Source organism: Pseudomonas putida W15Oct28 (assembly GCF_000708715.2).
Classification (GTDB): domain Bacteria; phylum Pseudomonadota; class Gammaproteobacteria; order Pseudomonadales; family Pseudomonadaceae; genus Aquipseudomonas; species Aquipseudomonas putida_R.
The window spans coordinates 130,804-153,281 of sequence record NZ_JENB01000010.1; the positions used below are offsets into that span (position 1 = coordinate 130,804).

Sequence of the window (22,478 nt, forward strand, 5' to 3'; positions counted from 1 at the left end):
AATGAGAACGATCCTCGTTTGCGGCGCAAGGTATCACGGTGCCATTGCATTCCGCAATAAAGAATCTATTCCTCAAAGTGGTATGGTTATGCCTGCATTTTCCAGCACCCGCGCCAGGCCGGGTTGCGGGCGGTATGATAGGCAGCCGCGCTAACCGGCCACCGTGATGGCGCCTGGCCGGATAATCAGAAATGAGGAGATAGCCCCGTTGAACACTTTGCAGTCCCCCGCCGACACGGAGCCGGAGAGCCCGGGCGAGAAGCGTTCCGGCACCATCCAGTCGGTGTCGATCGCTGCGCGGTTCCTGAATGTGCTGGCCAACGCGGAGAACGAACTTAGCCTGGGCGAGGTGGCCCGGCGCACCGGTACCGGCGGTTCTACGGCGCACCGCTACCTGCAGAGCCTGGTGAAGGAGGGGCTGGCCAAGCAGGACCCGGCCAGCGCGCTATACGACCTTGGGCCTGCCGCGCTCAGCATCGGCATCGGCGCCCTCAAGCGTGTGGATGCAGTGGAAATCGCCGCCCGGCACATGAAGGGGCTGGCCCAGCGGCATGCTGCCAGCGGTGGGGTGGCGATCTGGACCGACCGTGGCCCGACCCTGGTGCGTTGGTACCGCAGCGCCTACTTCTCGATCAACCCGTTGGCATTGGGCGACATCCTGCCCATCGACAACACCGCCTGTGGGCTGATCTTCCAGGCGTTTCTGCCCAAGGCCACCATCGATGCCGCACGCAAGTTGCAGCCGGCGCATTTTCGCGGCACCCCGCCCAGTGCCAAGGTGCTGGAGCAGATCCGCCAGCATTGCTGGGCCGAACTGACCAGCCATCTGTTGTCCAGCGTGACGGGGCAGGCGGCGCCGGTGTTCGATGCGCAGCAAGAGATTGTGTGCGTGATGACCACGGTGACCGACCTGGGGCAGCTGCGGGCGCCGGAGGATCGCCAGGCGTTGTTCCATGAGGCCGGGCAGGTCAACCAGGCTACCGGTGGGCGCATGCTGGGTGCGCCTGAGCCAGTGCTACCCGTTTAAGCGTATCCAAAGCCTGCGCGATCCCTGTGGGAGCGGGTTTACCCGCGAACACCGGCGCAGCCGGTGCCATGCACCGCGTCGTATTCTTCGCGGGTAAACCCGCTCCCACAGGGTGCCGGGCTGGCCGGGCTTGTGTGAACGGCCTTAACGCGCTTCATTACGCCCACGCGGCACCAGCATCGGCGTCCCGCTTACCGGGTCTTCAATCACCAGCCCCGACAACCCGAACACCTGCTGCACCAGCGCCTCGGTAAAAATTTGCGCCGGTGCACCCTGGGCAACGATGGCCCCATCGCGCATGGCCACCAGGTGGCTGGCATAACGGCAGGCCTGGTTCAGGTCGTGCAGCACTGCCACGATGGTGCGCCCCTGACGGTTCAGGTCGCGCAGCAACTCCAGCAATTCGAACTGGTGGGCAATGTCCAGGTAGGTGGTGGGCTCGTCCAACAGCAACAGCGGTGTGTCCTGCGCCAGCACCATGGCAATCCACACACGCTGGCGCTGGCCGCCAGACAACGCATGCAGCGGCCGTTCGGCCAGGTCTTCGATACCCGTTGCGTGCATTGCACGCTGTACCGCCTGCTCATCCTCGACCGACCACTGTTGCCACAGGCGCTGGTGCGGGTAGCGGCCGCGTGCGACCAGCTCGGCCACGCGGATGCCGTCCGGGGCGTTGGCACTCTGTGGCAACAGGGCCAGGCGCCGGGCCACGTCCTTGGCGGGGCGAAGCTGGATGTTCTGGCCATCGAGCAGCACTTGGCCGCAACTGGGCGCCAGCAGCCGCGACAGTGCCGCCAGCAGGGTCGACTTGCCGCAGGCGTTGGGGCCGACGATCACGGTGAAGGCGCCATCGGGGATGTCCAGCGACAGGTCGTGCGACAGCGTTCGGTTATCGCGGCGCAGCGTCAGCGCGCGGGCTTGCAGGCGAGGGCTCATGGTCGGTCCTTGGCAATGCATGATTTGCGGAACGTATTCTACATGATGGAATTATCTGCATGAGAAGTATTATCATGCGCAGCTGACTCCCCCAAGGCGAAGCCCATCGATGAAGCGTTTTCGAGTTTGTGCAGCACTGGCCGCCGTCGCCCTGACGCTGGCTGGCGTAACCCCGACCGCAGCGGCCGCGCCTGCGCGCATCGTCTCCACCACCCCGAGCGTGACCGGCATCCTGCTGGCCATGCAGGCGCCGCTGGTGGCCAGCGCCGCAGCCACCCCCAGCCGCCTGACTGATGGCAAGGGCTTCTTCTCGCAATGGGCCGCCGTGGCCGACCAGCGTGAGGTGCAGGTGCTGTACCGCAACCTGCAGTTCGATATCGAGGCCGTGGTGGCCAGCGCGCCGGACCTGCTGGTGGTGTCTGCTACCGGGGCCGACAGCGCTGCGCCGCACCTGGCCGAACTGAAGGCCCAGGGCGTACCGACGCTGGTGGTGAACTACTCCAACCAGTCCTGGCAGGCACTGGCCACCGAACTGGGCGCGCGCACCGGGCTGCAACAGCAGGCCAAGGCCGTGATCCAGCAGTTCGACGACTACACCCGCGAAACGGCAGCCCGCCTGCAACCCTCGCCAAGACCGGTGGTGCTGATCGGCTACAACATCGGTGGCAGTTATTCCATCGGCCGCACCATCAGCCCGCAAGCCCGACTGCTGACGGCGCTCGGCTTCCAGGTGCGCGAGCTGCCCGAGGCCATGGCAGGGCAGGTGATTCGCGCCACCGAGTTCCAGTTCATTTCCCGCGAGAACCTGGCCGCCGCCATTGGTGATGCCGATGTGTTCCTGCTCAGCGCCGACGACAAAGACGCCCAGGCATTCCTCAGCGACCCGGTGCTGGCCAACCTGCCTGCGGTGCAGCACCAGCGCGTATACCCCTTGGGGCCGAGCTCGTTCCGCATCGACTATTACTCCGGGCGGCAGATGCTCGACACCGTCGCCGGCTACTTCCGCTGACCATGGCTGGCCAAACCTTGCGCCCTGCGCTGCTGGCAGGGCTGTTGATGCTGTTGGTGGCAGCGCTGGCGAGCCTGCTGATCGGCTCGCACCCGATTGCCTTCGGCGTGGTGTTCGATGCCCTCTACCAGCCCGATCTGCATAACGATGAGCACCTGATCGTGCGCGAGTTGCGCGTGCCACGCACGCTGGTGGCATTGCTGGCTGGCCTGGCGCTGGGCGCGGCGGGTACGGTGATGCAGGCGTTGACGCGCAACCCGTTGGCCGAGCCCGGGCTGCTGGGCGTCAATGCCGGCGCCGCGCTGGCGGTAATCCTCGGCGTCGCGCTGTTTGGCCTGACCCAGGTCAGCCAGTACATTCCACTGGCCTTGCTCGGGGCTGGCATCGCCGGTATTGCCGTGTTCCTGCTTGGGCAGGCGGGGGCTGCCGACAGTAACCCGGTGCGCCTGATACTGGCCGGGGCGGGGCTGAGCATGCTGCTGGCCTCGCTCACGGCGATCGTGGTGCTCAACACCCCACCGCAGGTCTACGACCATTTCCGCCATTGGGCGGCAGGTTCGTTGGCTGGCAGCAGCACGGCTGCATTGCCATTGCCGACCTTGGCCATCGCCTTGGGGCTGGCCCTGTCGGCAGCCTTGATGCCACAACTCAACGCCCTGGCGCTGGGCCGTGATCTGGGCCGGGCGCTGGGTGTGAATGTACGCATGACCTGGGCGTTGGCCTGCGTGGCGCTGATGCTGCTGGCCGGCAGCGCAACCGCTATTGCCGGGCCGATCGGCTTTGTCGGCCTGGTGGCGCCACACCTGGCACGGTTGCTGGTTGGGCCGGACTACCGGCGCATGCTGCCGTATGCCGCACTGATCGCGGCCCTGTTGCTGCTGGGTGCCGACCTGCTTGGCCGCGTGCTGGCAGCACCCGCGGAGCTGGCCGCCGGGACCCTGGCGCTGTTGCTGGGCGGGCCGGCCTTTATCGTACTGATCGGCAGGTTTCGGCTATGTCAGCTGTGAATGGATTGCGCGTGTTTCGGTGTGGGCGCCTGAGCCTGCGCTTCAGCCTGCGTGCAGTGCTGGTCGGCAGCGTCTTGTCGTTACTGGTGATAGGCCTGGCGGTGCTGCTGCTGGGGACGGGTAGCCTGCCGATTCGTGCAAGCGAGGTATTGGCCAGCCTGCTGGGGCAGGGGGATAACGCGGTGGTGGACCGCATCGTCAGCCGCGTGCGTTTGCCGCGGGTGCTCACGGCGGTGCTGGTAGGTTCGGCGCTGGGCATGGCCGGGGCGATCTTCCAGTCGATCGCCCGCAACCCCCTGGGCTCGCCCGATGTCATCGGCTTTACCACCGGTGCGGCGAGCGGTGCCATCGTGCAGATCATCCTGTTCGATGCCGGGCCGTTGGCCACCGCGTTGGCGGCGGTGGCAGCCGGCATGCTTACCGCGCTGCTGGTGCTTCTGCTGGCGCGTCGCGGGCAGGGCAGCCAGGGTTATCGGCTGGTGCTGGTGGGTATTGGCATGGGCGCCACGCTGTCGGGCCTGAACCAGCTGCTGCTGGTTACCGGCGACCTCGACCAGGCGTTGTTCGCCCAGCTGTGGCTGGCCGGTTCGCTCAACACCCGCACCTGGGCCCATGTGATGCCGGCTGCGCTGGGGCTGGCGCTGATTGTGCCGGTGGCTTTGCTGCACAGGCGTGAACTGGCGCTGATGGAAATGGGCGATGGCACGGCCAGCCAGCTGGGCGTGGCGGTGGAGCGTTCGCGGTTGCGGCTGGTACTTGCCGCTGTGGGCCTTACGGCAATTGCCACTGCCGCAGCGGGGCCAATAGCCTTCATCGCCCTGGCCGGCCCGCAACTGGCACGGCGGCTGACGCGCACAGCGGGGGTGCCGCTGGTGTGCGCTGCCTTGATGGGGGCAGCGTTGCTGCTGGTGGCTGACTGGCTGAGCCAGCGCCTGGCGGCCACGGCGCAGCTGCCGGTGGGGCTGGTGACCGGGGTGTTGGGTGGTTGCTATTTGCTGTGGTTGATTACGACCCAGCGACCACAGCACCCTCAATAGCTGCAAAGCCTTGCGCGGTCTGCTCTTGTGGGAGCAACTGTCTTGTTCAAAATCTAAGAGTTTGCTCGATCACTGTGGGAGCGGGCGTGCCCGCGAACACCGGAGAAGCCGGTGCCATCCACCGCGCTGGGTTCTTCGCGGGCATGCCCGCTCCCACAGAAGCAGACTGCGCAGCTGCAGAAAATACCCGCGTCGGTTTCAGGATGCGCCTGGTCGTTCGCACACAACCCCCTGGCGCCACAAGTGCCATGCTTGCAGGATGCCTTCGGACCAGCGTGCGCAGATGCGCGGCCGTGGGCAAGGAGGCCGTCCGCGCCGCGCAACCGTGACGTGGCCGACGCGCCGCAGCAGAACACGCCGGATACCTGCCCCCACAACAATTCAGGCGGGGTCCGTGATGCCGAGGTCCGCTGTATGTCTGATGAGTTGCTCCACCTGCCCGTGATCCAGCGCATTCTGGCCCGCGACAAAGACGCCCCCGGCGCCCTGTTGCCGATCCTGCATGCCATCCAGCACGACATCGGTTTCATCCCCGAGGCTGCTATCCCCGAAATTGCCCATGCCCTGAACCTCAGCCTGGCTGAAGTGCGCGGGGTGATCAGCTTCTACCACGACTTCCGTACATCGCCGCCGGCGCGCCATACCCTGCGCCTGTGCCGTGCCGAATCGTGCCAAAGCCGTGGCGCCGAGGCCCTGGCCGCGCAACTGCGTGATCAGCTGGCACTGGACGACCATGGCACCAGCGCCGACGGCGCTATCAGCCTGCGCCCGGTGTACTGCCTGGGTGCCTGCGCCTGCTCGCCGGCGCTGGAGCTGGACGGCCAGGTGCATGCGCGGCTTACCCCTGAGCGGCTACGCGCATTGGTGAACGCTTGCCAGGAGGACGCAGCATGCTGAAGCTCTACATCCCCTGCGACTCGGTGGCCCGTGCCGTAGGGGCCGACCACGTTGCCGATGCCCTGCAGCGCGAGGCCGAACGCCGCCAGTTGCCGCTGGACATCCAGCGCACCAGCTCACGCGGGCTGTACTGGCTGGAGCCGCTGGTCGAGTGCGACAGTGCGCAAGGGCGCCTGGGTTTCGGCCCGGTTACTGCGCAAGACGTGCCGTCACTGCTCGATGCCCTGGCCGGCGAACCCGGTGGCCACTCGCTGGCGTTGGGGCTGGTCGAAGAAATCCCTTACCTGAAAACCCAGCAGCGGTTGCTGTTCGCCCGCGCTGGCATCACCCGCCCGTTGTCGCTGGCCGACTATCGCGCCCATGGCGGTTTCGCCGGCCTTGAAGCGGCCGCGGCCCTGAACGGTGCCGATGTGGTCGCGGCCGTGCTCGACTCCGGCCTGCGTGGCCGTGGCGGTGCGGCATTCCCTGCCGGTATCAAGTGGCGCACCGTGCGTGACGCCGGCGCTGGGCAGAAGTACGTGGTGTGCAACGCCGACGAGGGTGACTCCGGTACTTTTGCCGACCGCATGCTGATGGAAGGCGACCCCTTCCTGTTGATCGAAGGCATGATCATTGCCGGCCTCGCCGTGGGGGCCGACAAGGGCTACATCTATGTGCGCTCGGAATACCCCGATGCCATCCGCGTGCTCGGCCAGGCCTTCGCCATCGCCCGTGACGCCGGCTACCTCGGCACCGACGTAGCCGGCAGCGGCCAGGCGTTCGACCTTGAAGTGCGGGTGGGTGCCGGCGCCTATATCTGCGGCGAAGAAACAGCGTTGCTGGAATCCATCGAAGGCAAGCGCGGCATCGTCCGCGCCAAACCGCCATTGCCCGCGCTACAGGGCCTGTTCGGCTTGCCCACGCTGGTGCACAACGTGCTCACTCTGGCTTCAGTACCCATCATTCTGGCCAAGGGCGCAGCGTTCTATCGCGATTTCGGCATGGGCCGCTCGCTGGGCACCATGCCGTTCCAGCTGGCCGGCAATATCCGCCAAGGCGGCCTGGTAGAGCGTGCGTTCGGCCTGACCCTGCGCGAGCTGGTGGAGGGCTACGGCGGCGGTACGGCCAGTGGCCGGCCGCTGAAGGCCGCGCAGGTCGGTGGCCCGCTCGGCGCCTGGGTTCCCCCCAGCCACTTCGACACCCCGCTGGACTATGAAGCCTTCGCCGCCATGGGCGCGATGCTCGGCCACGGCGGTGTGGTGGTGGCCGACGACACCCTGAACATGGCCAGCATGGCGCGCTTCGCCTTGCAGTTCTGCGCCGAAGAATCCTGCGGCAAGTGCACCCCGTGCCGCATTGGCTCCACCCGCGGCATGGAAGTGGTCGACCGGTTGATCGCAACGACTGATTTCACCGAGCGCCACGACCAGGCCCTGTTGCTGCGCGACCTGTGCGACACGATGCAGTACGGCTCGCTGTGCGCCATGGGCGGCATGACTCCCTACCCGGTGGCCAGCGCCCTCAAGTACTTCCCCGCCGATTTTGGGCTGACCACCACGGAGGCCGCGCAGTGATCAATTTCTTCGACCCCGCTTCTGATAAAAGCAGCGACCTCGGCACCCCGGCCCGTGACAGCGATGTGCAGGTCAGCCTGAGCATCGACGGCCGCGCCATCAGCGTGCCTGCCGGCACCTCGGTGATGCGCGCTGCGGCCATGCTTGGCACCAGCATCCCCAAACTGTGTGCCACCGACAGCCTCGAAGCCTTTGGCTCGTGCCGCATGTGCATGGTGGAAATCGACGGCATGCGCGGCTACCCGGCCTCCTGCACCACGCCGGTCAGCGAAGGCATGGTGGTGCGTACCGAAACGCCACGCCTTGCCGGCCTGCGCCGCAACGTGATGGAGTTGTACATTTCCGACCACCCGCTGGACTGCCTGACCTGCTCGGCCAACGGCAACTGCGAGCTGCAGACCGTGGCCGGCCAGGTGGGCCTGCGCGAGGTGCGCTACGGTTACGACGGCGCCAACCACCTGGCCGAGAAAAAGGACGTCTCCAACCCGTATTTCGATTACGAGCCCAGCAAGTGCATCGTTTGCAGCCGCTGCGTGCGCGCCTGCGAAGATATCCAGGGCACCTTTGCCCTGACCATCACCGGCCGTGGTTTCGAGTCGCGGGTGGCGGCAGCGGGTGGCGACAACTTCCTCGCGTCCGAATGCGTGTCGTGCGGCGCCTGCGTGCAGGCCTGCCCAACCGCGACGCTGACGGAAAAGAGCCTGGTGCAGCTTGGCCAGCCCGAGCGTTCGGTGATCACCACCTGCGCTTACTGCGGTGTCGGTTGTTCGTTCCGCGCTGAAATGAAAGGCGACCAGCTGGTGCGCATGGTCCCGGACAAGAACGGCGGCGCCAACCACGGCCACGCCTGCGTCAAGGGCCGCTTCGCCTGGGGCTACGCCACCCACCCGGACCGCATCACCAAGCCGATGATCCGCAAGCGCCTGGAAGACCCGTGGCAGGAAGTGAGCTGGGACGAAGCAGTGACCTACGCTGCCAGCGAGTTCCGCCGCATCCAGCTCAAATACGGGCGCGATTCGATTGGCGGCATTACCTCCAGCCGCTGCACCAACGAAGAAGCCTACCTGGTGCAGAAACTGGTACGCACGGCGTTTGGCAACAACAACGTCGATACCTGCGCACGGGTGTGCCACTCGCCTACCGGCTATGGCCTGAAACAGACCCTGGGTGAGTCGGCCGGCACGCAAAGCTTCGATTCGGTGATGCAGGCCGATGTGGTGCTGGTGATCGGCGCCAACCCCACCGACGCTCACCCGGTGTTCGGCTCGCAGCTCAAGCGCCGCCTGCGCCAGGGTGCGCGGCTGATCGTGATCGACCCACGGCGCATCGACCTGGTCGACTCGCCGCACGCCCGCGCCGAGCTGCACCTGCAACTGCGCCCGGGCACCAACGTGGCCATGCTCAACGCCCTGGCCCACGTGATCGTCACCGAGGGCCTGCTTGCCCAGCGCTTCATCGACGCCCGCTGCGAAACCGAAGACTTTGCCCGCTGGCGCGACTTCGTCAGCCAGGCAGACAACGCCCCCGAGGTGCTGGGCCCGGTCTGTGGCGTGCCCGCCGAGCAGATCCGCGCCGCGGCGCGCCTGTATGCCACCGGTGGCAACGCGGCCATCTACTACGGCCTGGGCGTGACCGAGCACAGCCAGGGCAGCACTGCGGTGATGGGCATCGCCAACCTGGCCATGGCCACTGGCAACATCGGCCGTGAAGGGGTAGGGGTGAACCCGCTGCGCGGGCAGAACAATGTGCAGGGGTCATGTGACATGGGTTCGTTCCCCCACGAGCTGCCCGGTTACCGGCATATTTCCAACGAAGGCGTGCGCGCCGAGTTCGAACGCGCCTGGGGCGTGACCTTGCAGCCCGACCCGGGTCTGCGTATTCCCAACATGTTTGAAGCGGCGCTGGATGGCAGCTTCAAGGCGCTGTACTGCCAGGGCGAGGACATCGCCCAGAGCGACCCCAACACCCAGCACGTCACGGCGGCCTTGCGCGCCATGGAATGCGTCGTGGTACAGGACATCTTCCTCAACGAAACGGCCAAATTCGCCCATGTGTTCCTGCCGGGCAGCTCGTTCCTGGAAAAGGACGGCACCTTCACCAACGCCGAGCGACGCATTTCGCGGGTGCGCAAGGTGATGGAGCCGCTGGCCGGCAAGGCCGACTGGGAAGGGACCGTAGCCTTGGCCAACGCCCTGGGCTACCCGATGAACTACCGCCACCCGTCCGAGATCATGGACGAGATTGCCCGCCTGACGCCGACCTTCCGCCGCGTCAGCTACGCCGAGATCGACCGCCATGGCAGCTTGCAGTGGCCGTGCAACGACGCTGCGCCCGACGGCACGCCGACCATGCACATCGACCAGTTCGTGCGCGGCAAGGGCCGCTTCATGCTCACCGGCTACGTGCCCACTGACGAGAAGGTCAACAACCGCTACCCGTTACTGCTTACCACCGGGCGCATCCTCAGCCAGTACAACGTCGGCGCCCAGACCCGGCGCACCGGCAACGTCGCCTGGCATGATGCCGACCGCCTGGAAATCCACCCGACCGACGCCGAAAGCCGTGGCATTCAGGACGGTGACTGGGTCGGCATTGGCAGCCGCGCGGGGCAGACCGTGCTGCGTGCCAAGGTTAGCGCGCGGGTGGCGCCGGGGGTGGTGTACACCACGTTCCACTTCCCCGAGTCGGGGGCCAACGTGATTACCACCGACAACTCCGACTGGGCCACCAACTGCCCCGAGTACAAGGTGACGGCAGTGGAAGTGGTGAAAGTGTTCCAGCCATCGCAATGGCAGAAGCGCTACCAGGACTTCAGTGACGAACAGCGGCGCTTGCTGAAGGAACGCCGTACAGCGGAGAAAGCCGAGGTGCGCCGATGAGCAGCGACAACCTGGTCAAGATGGCCAACCAGATTGCCCATTACTTCGACAGTGAGCCAAACCGGGCGCTGGCGGTGCAAGGGGTGCGGCAGCATTTGCAGAGCTTCTGGACGCCGGCCATGCGCCGGCAACTGGCGGAGTGGATCGAGGAAAATGCGGGGGAGGGGCTGGACCCGAAGGTGCGCGAGGCGTTTGCCTAGCGGGTCTGCGCGGTCCCTGTAGGAGCGGCCTTGTGTCGCGATGGGCCGCGAAGCGGCCCCAAAACCAGCGAGTGCGGTCTGTCAGGAATATCCGGGGTGCAGATTTTGGGGCCGCTTCGCGGCCCATCGCGACACAAGGCCGCTCCTACAGGGACCGCGCCAATCGTGTCAATTGCGTCAGCCGCGGGCCAGTTCGGCCTGGTGAGCGATGGCTTCTTCGCTCTTGAGCACCAGCACATCCCCCTCCAGCGCATCCAGCACCACCTCCGACGTATTGCCAATCAACGCCCCGGAAATCCCCGTGCGGCACACGGTGCCGATCACCGTCACCACCGCATCAAGCTTCTTCTCGGTAAACGGGATCAGCACATCCGCCGGCCCTTCAGCCACATGCAGGCAATCTTCGCTGATACCGTATTCAGCCTGGAACGCCTTGCACGCTTCGCGGTAGCGGTTTTCTATCGTCTCGCTCAACTGGTACGCCGGGTCCGAGGCCGACAGCATTGGCGACGGGTGGGCACTGATGACATGCAGTTCGCCCTTGGCGAGCCCGGCGATGGCATAGCCATGGTCGATGATGCTCGCATGCAGGCGGCGGTGGTCGTCGTCCTGGTTGCCCACGTCCACCGCAGCCAGAATCTTGCCCCCGGTCCACGGCCGTTCGCTCTTGACCATCAGCACGGCACACGGGCACTGGCGCAGCAGCTTCCAGTCACTGGGGGTGAGCAGGGCTTTTTTCAGCGGGTTGTCCGGGCGGTGCTCCTTGATCACCAGCTCGCAGCCCTCGGCCTGCTGCACATAGATGATGGTGTCATGCAGGTTGTCGCGCCAGGCCTCCTCATGGGTGACGTTGTCGTACCCGTCATCGTGCAACTGGCTGCTCAGCAAGCTAAGCAGTGCGTGGTGGTCATGCTTCTTGTCGCACATCAGCAGGTGCAGGCGTGCGCCGGTGACGCCGGCAATCAGCTTGGCCCGGGTCAGCGCCCGGCTGTGGGCGTGCTCTGGGTCGAGGACGACGAGGATGCTGCGGACGGCTTGCATGGGCGTTAGCTCCCTTCAAAGGTGGCGACCGATGCCTGACTATAGACGGCGCGCCCCCCGCTGGCGCTTGATGTACATCAAGAAGCATAGCCACTGGCGCCGCCCGCCGCCGCCGGTATAATCGCCGGCCCTGCCTGTTCTGTGTGGTTGCACGCTTATGTCCCTGATCCCCGAAATCGATGCCTTTCTTGGCTGCCCGACGCCAGACGCCTGGATCGAAGCGGCGCTCGCCGACCAGGAAACCCTGCTGATCGACCACAAGAACTGCGAATTCAAGGCCGCCAGCACCGCCTTGAGCCTGATGGCCAAGTACAACACCCACCTCGACCTGATCAACATGATGTCGCGCCTGGCCCGCGAGGAACTGGTGCACCATGAGCAGGTACTGCGCCTGATGAAGCGCCGTGGCGTGCCACTGCGGCCGGTGTCAGCGGGCCGCTATGCCTCGGGGCTGCGCCGGCTGGTGCGCTCTCACGAGCCGGTCAAGCTGGTGGATACGCTGGTGGTGGGGGCGTTCATCGAGGCACGCAGCTGCGAGCGCTTTGCTGCGCTGGTGCCGCACCTGGACGAAGAATTGGGCCGCTTCTATCACGGCCTGCTGAAAAGCGAAGCGCGCCATTACCAGGGCTACCTGAAACTGGCGCACAACTACGGTGATGAGGCGGACATTGCCCGCCGGGTTGAACTGGTGCGCGCTGCAGAAATGGAGCTGATCCAGTCCCCAGACCAGGAGCTGCGCTTCCACAGCGGTATCCCGCAAGCGCTGGCCGCCTGATTCGCACCAGGCGGCCAAGGCTTCAGTTGCGCCGCCCCAGCAGCAGGCCCACCACCAGCCCCAGGCCGGCGGAAATGGCGACGGTCTGCCAAGGGTGGCCGCCGATGTAGTCCTGGGTGGCGTCCACCACCGGTTGCGCTTTGTCGCGCATGGTGCCCGCGGCCTGGCGCGCCTGTTTCAGTTTGAGGCTGACCTGCGCTCGCAGGGTTTCTGCTTCTTCGCCCACCAGGGCGGCACTGTCGTTCAGCAGTTTTTCCGATTCTTCGATCAGCGATTGCAGTTCGCTGAATACCTGGTCCTTGATCTGATCGCTGTCCGCCAGTGTGGCGTTTTTACGGGCCATGAACTCGTCCTCGTTGATGGGGTGGTGTGAACAATGGATGCCGCTGCGTCGGGAAAGTTGCGGCGGCTTTCCGATGTTGCGTTGCCTGGGTGTAAGATAGCGGCCATTTTCAAACCTGCAGGTACCTTCATGAGTTTCAATCTGGCCAACATGAGCTTCGAGGAACGGGCGCAGATCGAGGCAGAGAAGGCGCGGCTGTTCGAGCTGTGGCAAAGCAGCCTGGGCAAGGCCAAGGGCGATGCGGCCCGGCTGATCGCCGAAAAGCCGCGGCGCAAGGGTAAATGGGCCGAGTGGGTGCGCGCCGAACTGGAAGGCATGTCGCCGCCCGAATACGCCAGCATGGTGCGCAGCGAAGTCAACAAGCTGATGGCCGCCGCCAGCGCCAGCCGCTGAACACCCCCGGCGGGTGCTTACCAGTATGCGCCTTTGGGCAGGTCCAGCTTGCCCTCGTCAGTAAAGCGCACGGTCCCCAGCAACCCGCCTGCCAGCTTGCCGCGCAGCTTGTAGGGCAACCCCTTCAGCGAGTCCACGGTGCCTAGCCCATAGGCCTGGCGCAGGAAGGAAAATGCCGTGATGCTCACCGGCACCACGATCACCGCTTCGTCATAGCGGCCAATGTGCCCCTGCTGGTCGCTGACCCCGGCGGCCAGCGGCTGGCCGTTCACTTCCAGGTTCAGGGCAATGCCGTTGTAGTCGATTGGCGACTCGTTGGGGTTTTGCACCCGCATTTTCACCGCCATGCGCAGTTCCAGTTCCTGCCCGGGCAGGGGCTCGATGCCGATCACGCTGATGTTGACCGGGTCGCGTGGCTGGAACAGTGCGCAGGCGCCCAGGCCATACGCCATCAGCAGGACGAGAAACAGGCGGGTACAGTGGTGCAGGCGGGCAGTCATTGCGGGCGACCTTGCCAGAGTGAGCGAACCGTCAGTGTGGCAAATGCGCGTCGGCGTTGAAAGTCTCCCTGCAGATGAAAGATACTGTTTCTCATTAACGCCCGATAATTCATCCTGCTGGCAGTGCCCAAACCCATGCTGACGTCACCCGTGTCGGGCCTGCTGGCGACTTTCCAGGAGCACTACGACGACCTGTTGCAGTTCCTGACCCGGCGCATGAGCGACCGCCAGCGCGCCGCCGACGTGGCGCAGGAAACCTACCTGAAGCTGGTGAAAGTCGATGAACAGGCGGTGCCGGTGCTGCACGCCCGCAGCTTCATCTTCCGCGTGGCCGGTAACCTGGCAATCGATGCCTTGCGCCGCGAGCAGCGCCTTGCTGCCAGCCATGACGACTGTGACGGCGCAGGTGAACTGACCTGCCCGGCACCAGCGCCCGAGGCGATGTTGTTGGCCCGGGAACGCCTGCAAATCCTCGACGATGCGCTGCTGAAACTGCCCGACAATGCCCGCCAGGCGTTGTTGCTGAACCGTGTCGAAGGCCTGACCCAGGCGCAGATTGCACAGCGGCTGGGGGTTTCCGAGAGCATGGTGGCCAAATATATCGGCCAGGCCCTGCGCCATTGCCGCGACTGGCTCAAGCAGGCCGGTGTGGCAGCCTCCGTGGTGTTGCTGGTCGCCGCTGTGGCGGGTTGGCAGCAGGCGCCGATGCTGTTGGCGGACTACCACACTGCGGTGGGTGAACGGCAGGTGATTACCCTGGCGGACGGCACGCGGGTGACACTGAACACTGCCAGTGCGCTGAGTGTGGTGTTCAGTGAGCACGAACGCCGGGTGGTGCTGGATGCCGGTGAGGCCTTGTTCGAGACCACTGATGACCCGCGGCCGTTTGTGGTCGATACGGCAGGCGAGCGGGTGCAGGGTGGTGCCGCCACCTTCAGCGTGCGGCGCGATGGCCGCGTGGTGTTGGCACGCGGTGAAGCCAAGCTTGGCGAACATGAACTGGCGGTGGCGGCCGATGCCGGTGCGCAGATGGCCTGGCAGCGCGGCAAGCTGATCTTCAACGGCAAGCCGCTGGGGCAGGTGCTGACCGAGCTTGAGCGTTACCGGCATGGGCGCATCGTGCTGTCCGACAGCAAGCTGGCGGCGATGGAGGTGAGCGGGGTGTTTGACCTTGACGAGCCTGAGGCCCTGTTGCGCACGCTGGAGCAGCGCTATGGGCTGAAGGTGACCTACCTGCCGTGGTTGGCTGTTGTTCATTGACTGCCTGTACCGGCCTCTTCGCAGCGCAAGGCTGCTCCTACAGGGATCGCACATGCCTGTAGGAGCAGCCTTGCGCTGCGAAGAGGCTGGCACAGAAATAAAAATATTTTCCATTTGGCACTGCAAGTTCCTGCAAGCCAGATCGTCGTAGTGGGACTGATCAGCAACCCATTCTCATTTACGACTTGTCAGGAAGCTCATTCGTGCCTCTGATGCTCAAGCCCTTGCACCGCCCTCGCGGTCCTCTTCACCACGCCCTGATGTCCTGCAGTGCCCTGGCCATGCTGGTCGGCCCCCTGCATACGTGGGCCGCGACCACTGCCGAACAGGCCCAGATGCAGGCTCGCCAGGTTCAGCTCGACCTGCCAGCCCAGCCGCTGGACCAGGCCCTGACCACCTTCGCCGACCAGGCAGGCCTGCACCTGCTGTACACCACAGGTGACGTCGCAGGCGTTGCCAGCCCGGCCTTGCACGGCAGCTACAGCGTCGAGCAGGCCCTGCAGCAGTTGCTGGCCGGCAGCGGCATGAGCTGGCACTTCAGCGACGCGCGCACCGTGACCCTGCGCAAGGCCCAGGCAGCGCCACAGGCGGTGAACCTCAAGCCGATCGAAGTCAGCGTGGCCTCGCGCACCAGCACCGCAATCAGCGAAATCCCCGGCACCGTCTGGGTGGTCGACCAGCAGCAGCTGCGCGAACAGATCGACAGCGGCGTCAGCCTGAAAGAAGCCATCGGCAAGCTGGTACCGGGCCTCGACCTGGCACCGGAAGGGCGTACCAACTATGGCCAGAACATGCGCGGGCGCAATGTGCTGGTGATGATCGACGGGGTCAGCCAGAACAGCTCGCGCGGCCTGTCGCGCCAGTTCGACAGCATTTCGCCGTTCAACGTCGAGCGTGTTGAAGTGCTGTCTGGTGCCAGCGCCATCTACGGCGGCGGTGCAACCGGCGGTATCATCAACATCGTGACCAAGAAGGGCGAGCCCGGCCCGGCGCGCTTCGAAACCCAGCTCGGCGCCAGCAGCGGTTTCAACAACAGCGACGACCTGGCCACCCGCTTTGCCCAGTCGATCAGTGGCGGCAACGAGCGGGTCAATGCCCGGTTAGGTATTTCCGGTGAGCAGAATGAAGCCTTCTACGACGGTGCCGGCGACCAGATCTTCATCGACAACACCCAGACCGACCTGCAGTACAACCGCACCATCGACGTGCTTGGCACCCTGGGTTTGCAGTTGAACGACCAGCAGAACCTCGACCTGTTGGCCCAGTATTACGATTCGGGCAACCATGGCAGCACGGGCATCTACTTCCCCAACCTCAATTACAACGCGCCATCCGACCTGGAAGACGCCGAGCTGCGCAGCGGCTATTCGTCCGACCTGGAACCGCGTACCCGGCGCTTGTTGCTGAACGCCAATTACCACCACAGCGACGTGCTGGGCCAGGATTTCTACCTGCAGGCCTCGTACCGCAAGGAAGACGACAACTTCTACCCGTTCCCGTACTACAACCGCGCCACGCCCACCGGCTCGCGCGGGGTGTACTTTGCGGCTTCGCAACAGAACTTCGAGGTCACCAGCCTCAAAGGCCTGTTCGCCAAGCAGTGGGACACGCTGAAACTGACCTACGGCGTCGACCTGGATCGCGAGCGCTTCAATGCCGAGCAGACCACCTTCAACGCCCTGACCTCGTCCGAATCGGGTGGCCTGGAGATGGAAAAGGACAGCAAGGCCGCGCGCTATCCCAGCTACCGGGTCGATGGCGTGTCGGTGTACGCCCAGCTGGACTGGCATGCCACCGACAACCTGACGTTCTCCGGCGGCGCCCGTCGCCAGCAGATGGACGTGGACGTCAGCGACTTCAAGGGCGTGCCGGGCGGCAGCAACGATTACCAGGTCAACCTGTTCAACGTTGGCGCCATCTACGACTTCAAGAACGGCCACCAGGTGTGGACCAACTATGGCGAAGGCTTCGACCTGCCGGACCCTGCCAAGTACTACGGCAAGCCGGGCCTGAGCGTGGCCGACAACCCGCTGGCTGGCATCAAGAGCCGCCAGGTGGAAATGGGCTGGCGCTATGCCGACCTGGACTGGGATGCCCAGGCGGCGCTGTACTACATCTGGTCGGACAAGATCATCAACGTCGATTCACAAACGCTGACCATCAACGTGGAGGAGCAGAAGAGCCGCGACTTCGGCTTTGAAGGTGCGCTGACCCGGCACTTCCAGACGGGCTGGGAAGCGGGCGGTACCCTGCACCTGACCCGCTCCGAGGAAGAGGCTGCCGACGGCGGCTGGAACAAGCGTGATGCCCGCTATGCATCCTTGTCCAAGGCCACTGCATTTGTTGGCTGGAAAGGCGATGGCCGCAGTGCGCGGCTGCAAGCCAACCATGCGTTCAGCCTGAAGGACGATGCCGATCACGAGATCGACGGTTACACCACCTTCGACCTGCTGGGCAGCCAGGACACCGGCTTCGGCACCTTCAGTGCCGGTATCCAGAACCTGCTGGACAAGCAATACAGCACGGTCTGGGGGCAGCGCGCGACGCTGTTCTATTCGCCGACCTACGGGCCGGCGTACCTGTATGACTACCAAGGGCGCGGGCGTACCTACACCCTGACCTGGAGCATGGCTTACTGACAGCTGTCGCCTGAACCGGCCTCTTCGCGGGCATGCCCGCTCCCACAGGTACGGCGCCGCCCTCAGGCATCGTGAGATTCCTGTGGGAGCGGGCGAGCCCGCGAAGAGGCCGGCTCAGGAAAATGCTGCCAGCAAATCTCGCACAAACGCCTGCTGTGCTTCTCCCGCTACTTGGGCCCGATGCCGGGCCAGGGTAAACGGCACCACAAAATCCATCCCCGGGTCCAATGCCCACAACGACCCCTCGGCCTCCCACCCCAGCGCGCAATGGCAGGGCAGATAACCGATATGCCGCCCCGACAGAATGAACGTCAGCACGCTCTCGATTTGCTCCGCCACCGCCATGCTGCGCCGGCTCTGAAACGGCTCACCCCCTTTCAGAAACCGGTACGGATGGCGCACCTGGTCCATCTCCAGCAGCCGCTCAAGCCCGACATCCGCCTCGCCGAACAGCACATGCCCCTTGCCGCAATACAGCCGTTGCCGCTCCTCGAACAAGGGCTGGTAATCAAAGGCTGCCTGGTTGCCGGAAAAGTAGCTGATGGCGTAGTCCAGCCGCTGCTCCAGCAACAACCGCTCCAGCTCCGCCGGCGGCGCGCTGATCAGCTCCAGCTGCACCGACTCCTCTCGCCTGCGGAACGCCGCAATGGCCGCCGCCAGCCGCAGGCTCACTGCCTTGTCCTGGTTTTCGGCCATGCCGATGCGCACGCTCCCCAGCAACCGCCCGGCAACGCCGTTGGCTTGCCGGCGGAATTGCTCGATGTTCAGCAACAGGCCGCGCGCTGCCTCCAGTAGCAACGCGCCTTTCTCGGTCAGGTGAAAGCCGCCCTTGCCGCGGCTGCACAGGCGGTAGCCCAGGCGTGCTTCCAGCTGCGCCATGCGCTGGCTGATGGTGGGCTGGCTCAGGCCCAGCACGCCTTGCGCGGCGCTGAAGCCGCCGGCCTCGACTACAGTGACGAACAGCCGCAGCAGGTGCAGGTCGGGGTCGTGCACTTGTCCGAGCATTACATTGCTCCTGATGAATGTCAGCTTTGCAAACTTGCCATTCCTGCAATGTAACCCGGCTGGCATGCTCGCGGCATCCACCCATTTGCCGAGGTGTCCGTCATGCGTCGATCGTTGTGCCTGTTGTCCCTGATCCTGGCCTTGCCGCTGCAGGCCGAAGAAAAGGTCGTCAACCTCTACAGCTGGGCGGACTACATCGCCCCGCAAACCCTACAGCGCTTCGAACAGGAAACCGGCTACAAGGTGCGCTACGACACCTTCGACACCACCGAAGTGCTGGAAACCAAGCTGCTGACCGGTGGTAGCGGCTACGACGTGGTGGTGCCGTCATCTACCGTGCTGGCCCGGGCGCTCAAGGCCAATGCCCTGCAACCGCTCGACCCCCAGGCCATGCCCGGCTACAGCAACCTCGACAAGGACCTGCTGGCCAAGCTTGCCGAGGCCGACCCCGGCAACCGCCATGCGGTGCCGTACACCTGGGGTACGCTGGGCCTTGGGGTGAATGTGGAGGCCGTGCGCCAGCGCCTCGGCGACGTGCCGCTGGACAGCTTGGACCTGCTGTTCAAACCCGAATACGCCAGCCGCCTGAAGGACTGTGGCATCGCCATGCCTGATTCGCCGCAGGAAGTGATCGGCGTGGCCCTGAACTACCTGGGCAAGGACCCTTACAGCCAAAACAAGGATGATCTGGCCGCCGCGCAGAAACTGCTGAGCCAGCTGCAACCCTCGATCAGCTACGTCGCCAATGGCCGGCAGATCAGCGACCTGGCCAATGGCAGTGTGTGCCTGGCGCTGACCTACAACGGCGATGCCGCGATGGCGGCCGACCAGGCCCGCCGCGCCGGCAAGCCGTTCGAGCTGATCTACCGCATCCCCCGCGAAGGCACGCTGGTGTGGCAGGACAACCTGGTCATCCCCAAGGACGCCCCGCACCCCGAGGCCGCACGGGCGTTCATCGCCTTCATGCTCAAGCCCGAGTCGGTGGCTGCGCTGACCAACACACTGTTCTTCGCCAACGCCAACCAGGCCGCCACGCCATTGGTGGACGAGGCGGTGCGCAACGACCCGGACATCTACCCGCCTGCCGAAGTGCGCCAGCGCCTGTTCGCCGACCGCAGCATGGCCCTGGCCGACCTGCGCCAGCGCAACCGCCTATGGACAGCCTTCCGCAGCCGCCAGTGACTGATAACAACCAAGGAGCCCGACCGTGGAGCAAGCCGCAAGCAACGACCAGGCGCTGACCCGCGACAGCCTGTATGGCACTGCCGCAGAAAGTACCTACGCCGGCATCACCAGTTTCTCCCGCCGCCGCTACAGCCGCGACTTGCGTGGTGTGGACGTGGTGGTCAGCGGTGTGCCGTTCGACACCGCCACCAGCAACCGCCCAGGCGCGCGTTTCGGCCCGCGGGCGATCCGCGCCGCCTCGGTGCAGCAGGCCTGGGCCCGGCACTGGCCGTGGGCGTTCGACCCGTTCGACCACCTTGCCGTGATCGACTATGGCGACTGCGCTTTCGACAGCGGCACACCGCAGTCGGTGCCGGACAGCATCGAGGCCCATGCCGACCATATTCTGGAAGCGGGCTGCGCCATGCTTACCCTCGGTGGCGACCACTTCATCAGCTACCCGCTGCTCAAGGCCCACGCCCGCCGCCATGGCCCGCTGGCGCTGATCCACTTCGATGCCCACAGCGCCACCTGGCCGGACGAGGAGGGCAAACGTATCGACCATGGCACCATGTTCTGGCATGCCGCCCGTGAGGGGCTGGTGGACCCGGCCAGCTCGGTGCAGATCGGCCTGCGCACCACCAACGATGACAGCCAGGGTTTTGCCATCCTCGATGCACGGCAGGTGCACCGCCAGGGCACCGAGGCGGTGATTGCAGCGATTCGCCAGCGCGTGGGCGAGCGGCCGGTGTACCTGACCTTCGATATCGACTGCCTCGACCCGGCCTATGCGCCTGGCACAGGTACCCCGGTGTGTGGCGGGTTGAGCACCGTGCAGGCGCTGGAGATTCTGGGCGGGCTGCGGGGCATCAACCTGGTGGGCATGGACCTGGTGGAGGTGGCGCCGGCCTATGACCATGCCGATATTACGGCGCTGGCGGGGGCGACGCTGGCGATGGAGATGCTGTGCCTGTATGCGGCGCGGCACAAAGTGGATAGGGGCCAGTAATTTGGGGCCGCTTTGCGGCCCATTCGCAGCACAAGGCTGCTCCTACACGGGTACGCGTTCCCCTGTAGGAGCGGCCTTGCGTCGCGATGGGCTGCAAAGCAGCCCCATGGGCGCATACTGAAACATCAGGAATCAACTCCACCCGCATTCACACTTTTGCAGCGAACCCCTAGCGCCTTAGGCTATCAAACCCACCAGGCGCGGCATTTTCGTACAGGAGGTGAAGCATGACCCCGACATTGCCCATCCTGGCCCTCGGCCTGGCGTTGTGCCTGCCCGCGCACGCGGCCCCGCAGCAGCCTTTGCAGCTTGCGGCCGGCAACAACAACCCCTACAACAGCCCGATCCAGCGCGCCAACCCCAATAGCCGCCAAGGCAGCATGCCGGCCGCGCCGCCCGTGCGGGGGCCGTCTACCGACCCGTACCAGCGCACGCCCAGCCTGGACAACCGCGGCATCGGCAACGGCGACAACCTGCGTCGGCAGCAACAAACCCCGAACCTGGAACCGACCCGGCCGCCCCGCGACAGCACGCGTGCGCCGTGAGCCCATATGAAAGGAATCCTGCATGCCCAGAGCAACCTGGCTAGCCACCCTGACTGCCGCCGCACTCATGCCCCTGTTGGCACAGGCGGCGGCAGAGCAACAGTTTCGCAGCGAAGAAGGCACGTTGACCGTCAGCACCCTGGCCGACGGCCTGCGCAATCCCTGGGCGCTGGCGTTTCTGCCGGGCGGCAAGGACATGCTGGTCACCGAGCGCGCCGGCAACCTGCGGCTGGTCAACGCTGAAGGCAAGGTCGGCCCGCCGATCACCGGCGTGCCCAAGGTCTGGGCCGAGGGCCAGGGCGGCTTGCTGGATGTGGTGCTGTCGCCGGCGTTCGACAAGGACCGCACCGTGTACCTGTCCTTCGCAGAGGAGGGCAGTGACGGCAAGGCCGGTACCGCTGTCGGCCGTGGCCAACTGTCCGAAGACCGCGCGCGGCTGGAGAATTTCAGCGTGATCTTCCGCCAGCAGCCCAAGCTGTCGGTGGGTAACCACTTCGGCTCGCGCCTGGTGTTCGACCGCGACGGCTATCTGTTCATCGCCTTGGGCGAGAACAACCAGCGCCCCACTGCCCAGGACCTGGACAAGCTGCAAGGCAAGATCGTGCGCATCTTGCCCGATGGCGAAGTGCCCAAGGACAACCCCTTCGTCGGCAAGAACAACGTGCGGCCGGAGATCTGGTCGTTCGGCCACCGCAACCAGCAGGGCGCCGCGCTCAACCCCTGGACCGGCAAGCTGTGGACCCACGAGCACGGCCCGCGCGGCGGCGACGAAATCAACATCCCCGAGCCCGGCAAGAACTACGGCTGGCCGATTGCGACCCATGGCATCAACTACTCGCTGTTGCCGATCCCCGAGGCCAAGGGCAAGCATGTGGACGGCATGGTCGACCCACATCATGTGTGGGAGAAGTCGCCAGGTATCAGCGGCATGGCGTTCTACGACAGCCCGACATTCAAGGCCTGGGACCACAACCTGTTCATTGGCGCGCTGGCGACACAGGAGCTGATCCGCTTGCAGCTGAAGGGCGACAAGGTGGTGCATGAGGAGCGTTTGCTCGGTGACTTGAAGGCGCGTATCCGCGATGTACGGGTAGGGCCGGATGGGTACATCTATGTACTGACCGACGACAAGGACGGCGCATTGCTGAAGGTAGGCCTGGCCGACGAAGCTTGAGCACTCGGCATGTTACGCGGTCCCCTGTGGGAGCGGGCGCGCCCGCGAACACGGGCGAAGCCCGTGCCATTCACCGGGCTGCCTG

At 65.3% G+C, this 22,478-nt stretch carries 21 protein-coding genes; 16 read left to right on the forward strand and 5 right to left on the reverse strand.

Annotation, left to right across the window (positions count from 1 at the left end; all coding sequences use genetic code 11):
* Window positions 1–208 precede the first annotated feature (208 nt).
* Window positions 209–1,027 carry an IclR family transcriptional regulator gene (locus tag AK81_RS09295; RefSeq protein ID WP_043198468.1) on the forward strand — a complete coding sequence of 273 codons (819 nt, stop codon included), beginning with the start codon at window positions 209–211 and terminating at the stop codon, window positions 1,025–1,027.
* Window positions 1,028–1,171: 144 nt separating this feature from the next.
* Here AK81_RS09295 and AK81_RS09300 read toward each other — a convergent pair whose 3' ends face one another.
* Window positions 1,172–1,963, reverse strand: a complete 792-nt coding sequence (locus AK81_RS09300) for an ABC transporter ATP-binding protein (protein ID WP_043198471.1) — start codon at window positions 1,961–1,963, stop codon at window positions 1,172–1,174.
* A 109-nt stretch (window positions 1,964–2,072) separates the two neighbouring features.
* On the opposite strand from AK81_RS09300, the gene fepB reads away from it, so the two are divergent.
* The 7 genes from fepB to AK81_RS09335 all read left to right on the forward strand — a co-directional run bounded on the left by fepB (window position 2,073) and on the right by AK81_RS09335 (window position 10,545).
* A complete protein-coding gene (fepB, locus tag AK81_RS09305; RefSeq protein ID WP_043198473.1) occupies window positions 2,073–2,972 on the forward strand; it encodes a Fe2+-enterobactin ABC transporter substrate-binding protein in 900 nt (299 codons plus the stop codon).
* A 2-nt stretch (window positions 2,973–2,974) separates the two neighbouring features.
* Window positions 2,975–3,979 carry a FecCD family ABC transporter permease gene (locus AK81_RS09310; RefSeq protein ID WP_050491855.1) on the forward strand — a complete coding sequence of 335 codons (1,005 nt, stop codon included), beginning with the start codon at window positions 2,975–2,977 and terminating at the stop codon, window positions 3,977–3,979.
* Window positions 3,976–5,016 carry a FecCD family ABC transporter permease gene (locus tag AK81_RS09315; protein ID WP_043198545.1) on the forward strand — a complete coding sequence of 347 codons (1,041 nt, stop codon included), beginning with the start codon at window positions 3,976–3,978 and terminating at the stop codon, window positions 5,014–5,016. Before AK81_RS09310 ends, AK81_RS09315 begins: the two co-directional genes overlap by 4 nt.
* 414 nt (window positions 5,017–5,430) lie before the next feature.
* Window positions 5,431–5,913, forward strand: a complete 483-nt coding sequence (locus tag AK81_RS09320) for a formate dehydrogenase subunit gamma (protein ID WP_043198547.1) — start codon at window positions 5,431–5,433, stop codon at window positions 5,911–5,913.
* Window positions 5,907–7,466, forward strand: coding sequence for a formate dehydrogenase beta subunit (locus AK81_RS09325; RefSeq protein ID WP_043198476.1), 1,560 nt, complete (start codon window positions 5,907–5,909; stop codon window positions 7,464–7,466). The genes AK81_RS09320 and AK81_RS09325 overlap by 7 nt, the downstream gene beginning before the upstream one ends.
* Complete coding sequence (gene fdhF / locus AK81_RS09330) at window positions 7,463–10,345, forward strand: formate dehydrogenase subunit alpha (protein WP_043198479.1); 2,883 nt, start codon at window positions 7,463–7,465, stop codon at window positions 10,343–10,345. The genes AK81_RS09325 and fdhF overlap by 4 nt, the downstream gene beginning before the upstream one ends.
* On the forward strand, window positions 10,342–10,545 hold the full coding sequence (locus AK81_RS09335) for a formate dehydrogenase subunit delta (RefSeq protein WP_043198480.1): 204 nt from the start codon (window positions 10,342–10,344) through the stop codon (window positions 10,543–10,545). The genes fdhF and AK81_RS09335 overlap by 4 nt, the downstream gene beginning before the upstream one ends.
* Window positions 10,546–10,722: 177 nt before the next feature.
* On the opposite strand, the gene AK81_RS09340 is transcribed toward AK81_RS09335, so the two are convergent.
* Window positions 10,723–11,586, reverse strand: coding sequence for a universal stress protein (locus AK81_RS09340; protein ID WP_043198482.1), 864 nt, complete (start codon window positions 11,584–11,586; stop codon window positions 10,723–10,725).
* 157 nt (window positions 11,587–11,743) lie between these two features.
* On the opposite strand from AK81_RS09340, the gene AK81_RS09345 reads away from it, so the two are divergent.
* On the forward strand, window positions 11,744–12,361 hold the full coding sequence (locus tag AK81_RS09345; protein WP_043198484.1) for a tRNA-(ms[2]io[6]A)-hydroxylase: 618 nt from the start codon (window positions 11,744–11,746) through the stop codon (window positions 12,359–12,361).
* A gap of 22 nt (window positions 12,362–12,383) precedes the next feature.
* On the opposite strand, the gene AK81_RS09350 is transcribed toward AK81_RS09345, so the two are convergent.
* Window positions 12,384–12,704, reverse strand: a complete 321-nt coding sequence (locus tag AK81_RS09350; RefSeq protein WP_016500661.1) for a DUF883 family protein — start codon at window positions 12,702–12,704, stop codon at window positions 12,384–12,386.
* A gap of 129 nt (window positions 12,705–12,833) precedes the next feature.
* Here AK81_RS09350 and AK81_RS09355 point away from each other — a divergent pair, with 129 nt between their 5' ends.
* The gene (locus AK81_RS09355; protein WP_043198486.1) at window positions 12,834–13,097 is read left to right on the forward strand and encodes a hypothetical protein; all 264 of its coding nucleotides are present in this window, start codon (window positions 12,834–12,836) and stop codon (window positions 13,095–13,097) included.
* Between the two features lie 17 nt (window positions 13,098–13,114).
* On the opposite strand, the gene AK81_RS09360 is transcribed toward AK81_RS09355, so the two are convergent.
* Complete coding sequence (locus AK81_RS09360) at window positions 13,115–13,597, reverse strand: LEA type 2 family protein (protein ID WP_043198487.1); 483 nt, start codon at window positions 13,595–13,597, stop codon at window positions 13,115–13,117.
* 135 nt (window positions 13,598–13,732) lie between these two features.
* Here AK81_RS09360 and AK81_RS09365 point away from each other — a divergent pair, with 135 nt between their 5' ends.
* On the forward strand, window positions 13,733–14,857 hold the full coding sequence (locus AK81_RS09365; protein WP_043198490.1) for a sigma-70 family RNA polymerase sigma factor: 1,125 nt from the start codon (window positions 13,733–13,735) through the stop codon (window positions 14,855–14,857).
* A 212-nt stretch (window positions 14,858–15,069) separates the two neighbouring features.
* Entirely contained in the window at window positions 15,070–17,496 is a 2,427-nt protein-coding gene (locus AK81_RS09370; RefSeq protein ID WP_043198491.1) for a TonB-dependent receptor, read from the forward strand.
* A gap of 114 nt (window positions 17,497–17,610) precedes the next feature.
* Here AK81_RS09370 and AK81_RS09375 read toward each other — a convergent pair whose 3' ends face one another.
* On the reverse strand, window positions 17,611–18,501 hold the full coding sequence (locus tag AK81_RS09375; RefSeq protein WP_043198492.1) for a LysR family transcriptional regulator: 891 nt from the start codon (window positions 18,499–18,501) through the stop codon (window positions 17,611–17,613).
* A gap of 102 nt (window positions 18,502–18,603) precedes the next feature.
* Here AK81_RS09375 and AK81_RS09380 point away from each other — a divergent pair, with 102 nt between their 5' ends.
* The 4 genes from AK81_RS09380 (at window position 18,604) to AK81_RS09395 (ending at window position 22,393) form a co-directional block, all read left to right on the forward strand.
* A complete protein-coding gene (locus AK81_RS09380) occupies window positions 18,604–19,683 on the forward strand; it encodes a polyamine ABC transporter substrate-binding protein (protein ID WP_043198493.1) in 1,080 nt (359 codons plus the stop codon).
* Window positions 19,684–19,708: 25 nt separating this feature from the next.
* Window positions 19,709–20,674 carry an agmatinase gene (gene speB / locus AK81_RS09385; protein ID WP_043198495.1) on the forward strand — a complete coding sequence of 322 codons (966 nt, stop codon included), beginning with the start codon at window positions 19,709–19,711 and terminating at the stop codon, window positions 20,672–20,674.
* 227 nt (window positions 20,675–20,901) lie between these two features.
* On the forward strand, window positions 20,902–21,219 hold the full coding sequence (locus tag AK81_RS09390) for a hypothetical protein (RefSeq protein WP_043198496.1): 318 nt from the start codon (window positions 20,902–20,904) through the stop codon (window positions 21,217–21,219).
* A gap of 22 nt (window positions 21,220–21,241) precedes the next feature.
* On the forward strand, window positions 21,242–22,393 hold the full coding sequence (locus AK81_RS09395) for a PQQ-dependent sugar dehydrogenase (protein ID WP_043198498.1): 1,152 nt from the start codon (window positions 21,242–21,244) through the stop codon (window positions 22,391–22,393).
* The last annotated feature ends 85 nt before the right edge of the window (window positions 22,394–22,478 follow it).

Excerpts from the sequence above, each read along its gene's own strand:
- AK81_RS09390 (WP_043198496.1), top strand. The coding sequence starts at position 20,902 with ATGACCCCGACATTGCCCATCCTGGCCCTCGGCCTGGCGTTGTGCCTG.
- AK81_RS09395 (WP_043198498.1), top strand. The coding sequence starts at position 21,242 with ATGCCCAGAGCAACCTGGCTAGCCACCCTGACTGCCGCCGCACTCATG.
- AK81_RS09320 (WP_043198547.1), top strand. The coding sequence starts at position 5,431 with ATGTCTGATGAGTTGCTCCACCTGCCCGTGATCCAGCGCATTCTGGCC.
- AK81_RS09300 (WP_043198471.1), bottom strand. The coding sequence starts at position 1,963 with ATGAGCCCTCGCCTGCAAGCCCGCGCGCTGACGCTGCGCCGCGATAAC.
- AK81_RS09345 (WP_043198484.1), top strand. The coding sequence starts at position 11,744 with ATGTCCCTGATCCCCGAAATCGATGCCTTTCTTGGCTGCCCGACGCCA.
- AK81_RS09360 (WP_043198487.1), bottom strand. The coding sequence starts at position 13,597 with ATGACTGCCCGCCTGCACCACTGTACCCGCCTGTTTCTCGTCCTGCTG.
- AK81_RS09375 (WP_043198492.1), bottom strand. The coding sequence starts at position 18,501 with ATGCTCGGACAAGTGCACGACCCCGACCTGCACCTGCTGCGGCTGTTC.
- AK81_RS09370 (WP_043198491.1), top strand. The coding sequence starts at position 15,070 with ATGCTCAAGCCCTTGCACCGCCCTCGCGGTCCTCTTCACCACGCCCTG.
- AK81_RS09335 (WP_043198480.1), top strand. The coding sequence starts at position 10,342 with ATGAGCAGCGACAACCTGGTCAAGATGGCCAACCAGATTGCCCATTAC.
- AK81_RS09325 (WP_043198476.1), top strand. The coding sequence starts at position 5,907 with ATGCTGAAGCTCTACATCCCCTGCGACTCGGTGGCCCGTGCCGTAGGG.
- AK81_RS09355 (WP_043198486.1), top strand. The coding sequence starts at position 12,834 with ATGAGTTTCAATCTGGCCAACATGAGCTTCGAGGAACGGGCGCAGATC.
- AK81_RS09365 (WP_043198490.1), top strand. The coding sequence starts at position 13,733 with ATGCTGACGTCACCCGTGTCGGGCCTGCTGGCGACTTTCCAGGAGCAC.
- AK81_RS09350 (WP_016500661.1), bottom strand. The coding sequence starts at position 12,704 with ATGGCCCGTAAAAACGCCACACTGGCGGACAGCGATCAGATCAAGGAC.
- AK81_RS09310 (WP_050491855.1), top strand. The coding sequence starts at position 2,975 with ATGGCTGGCCAAACCTTGCGCCCTGCGCTGCTGGCAGGGCTGTTGATG.
- fepB (WP_043198473.1), top strand. The coding sequence starts at position 2,073 with ATGAAGCGTTTTCGAGTTTGTGCAGCACTGGCCGCCGTCGCCCTGACG.
- AK81_RS09380 (WP_043198493.1), top strand. The coding sequence starts at position 18,604 with ATGCGTCGATCGTTGTGCCTGTTGTCCCTGATCCTGGCCTTGCCGCTG.
- AK81_RS09340 (WP_043198482.1), bottom strand. The coding sequence starts at position 11,586 with ATGCAAGCCGTCCGCAGCATCCTCGTCGTCCTCGACCCAGAGCACGCC.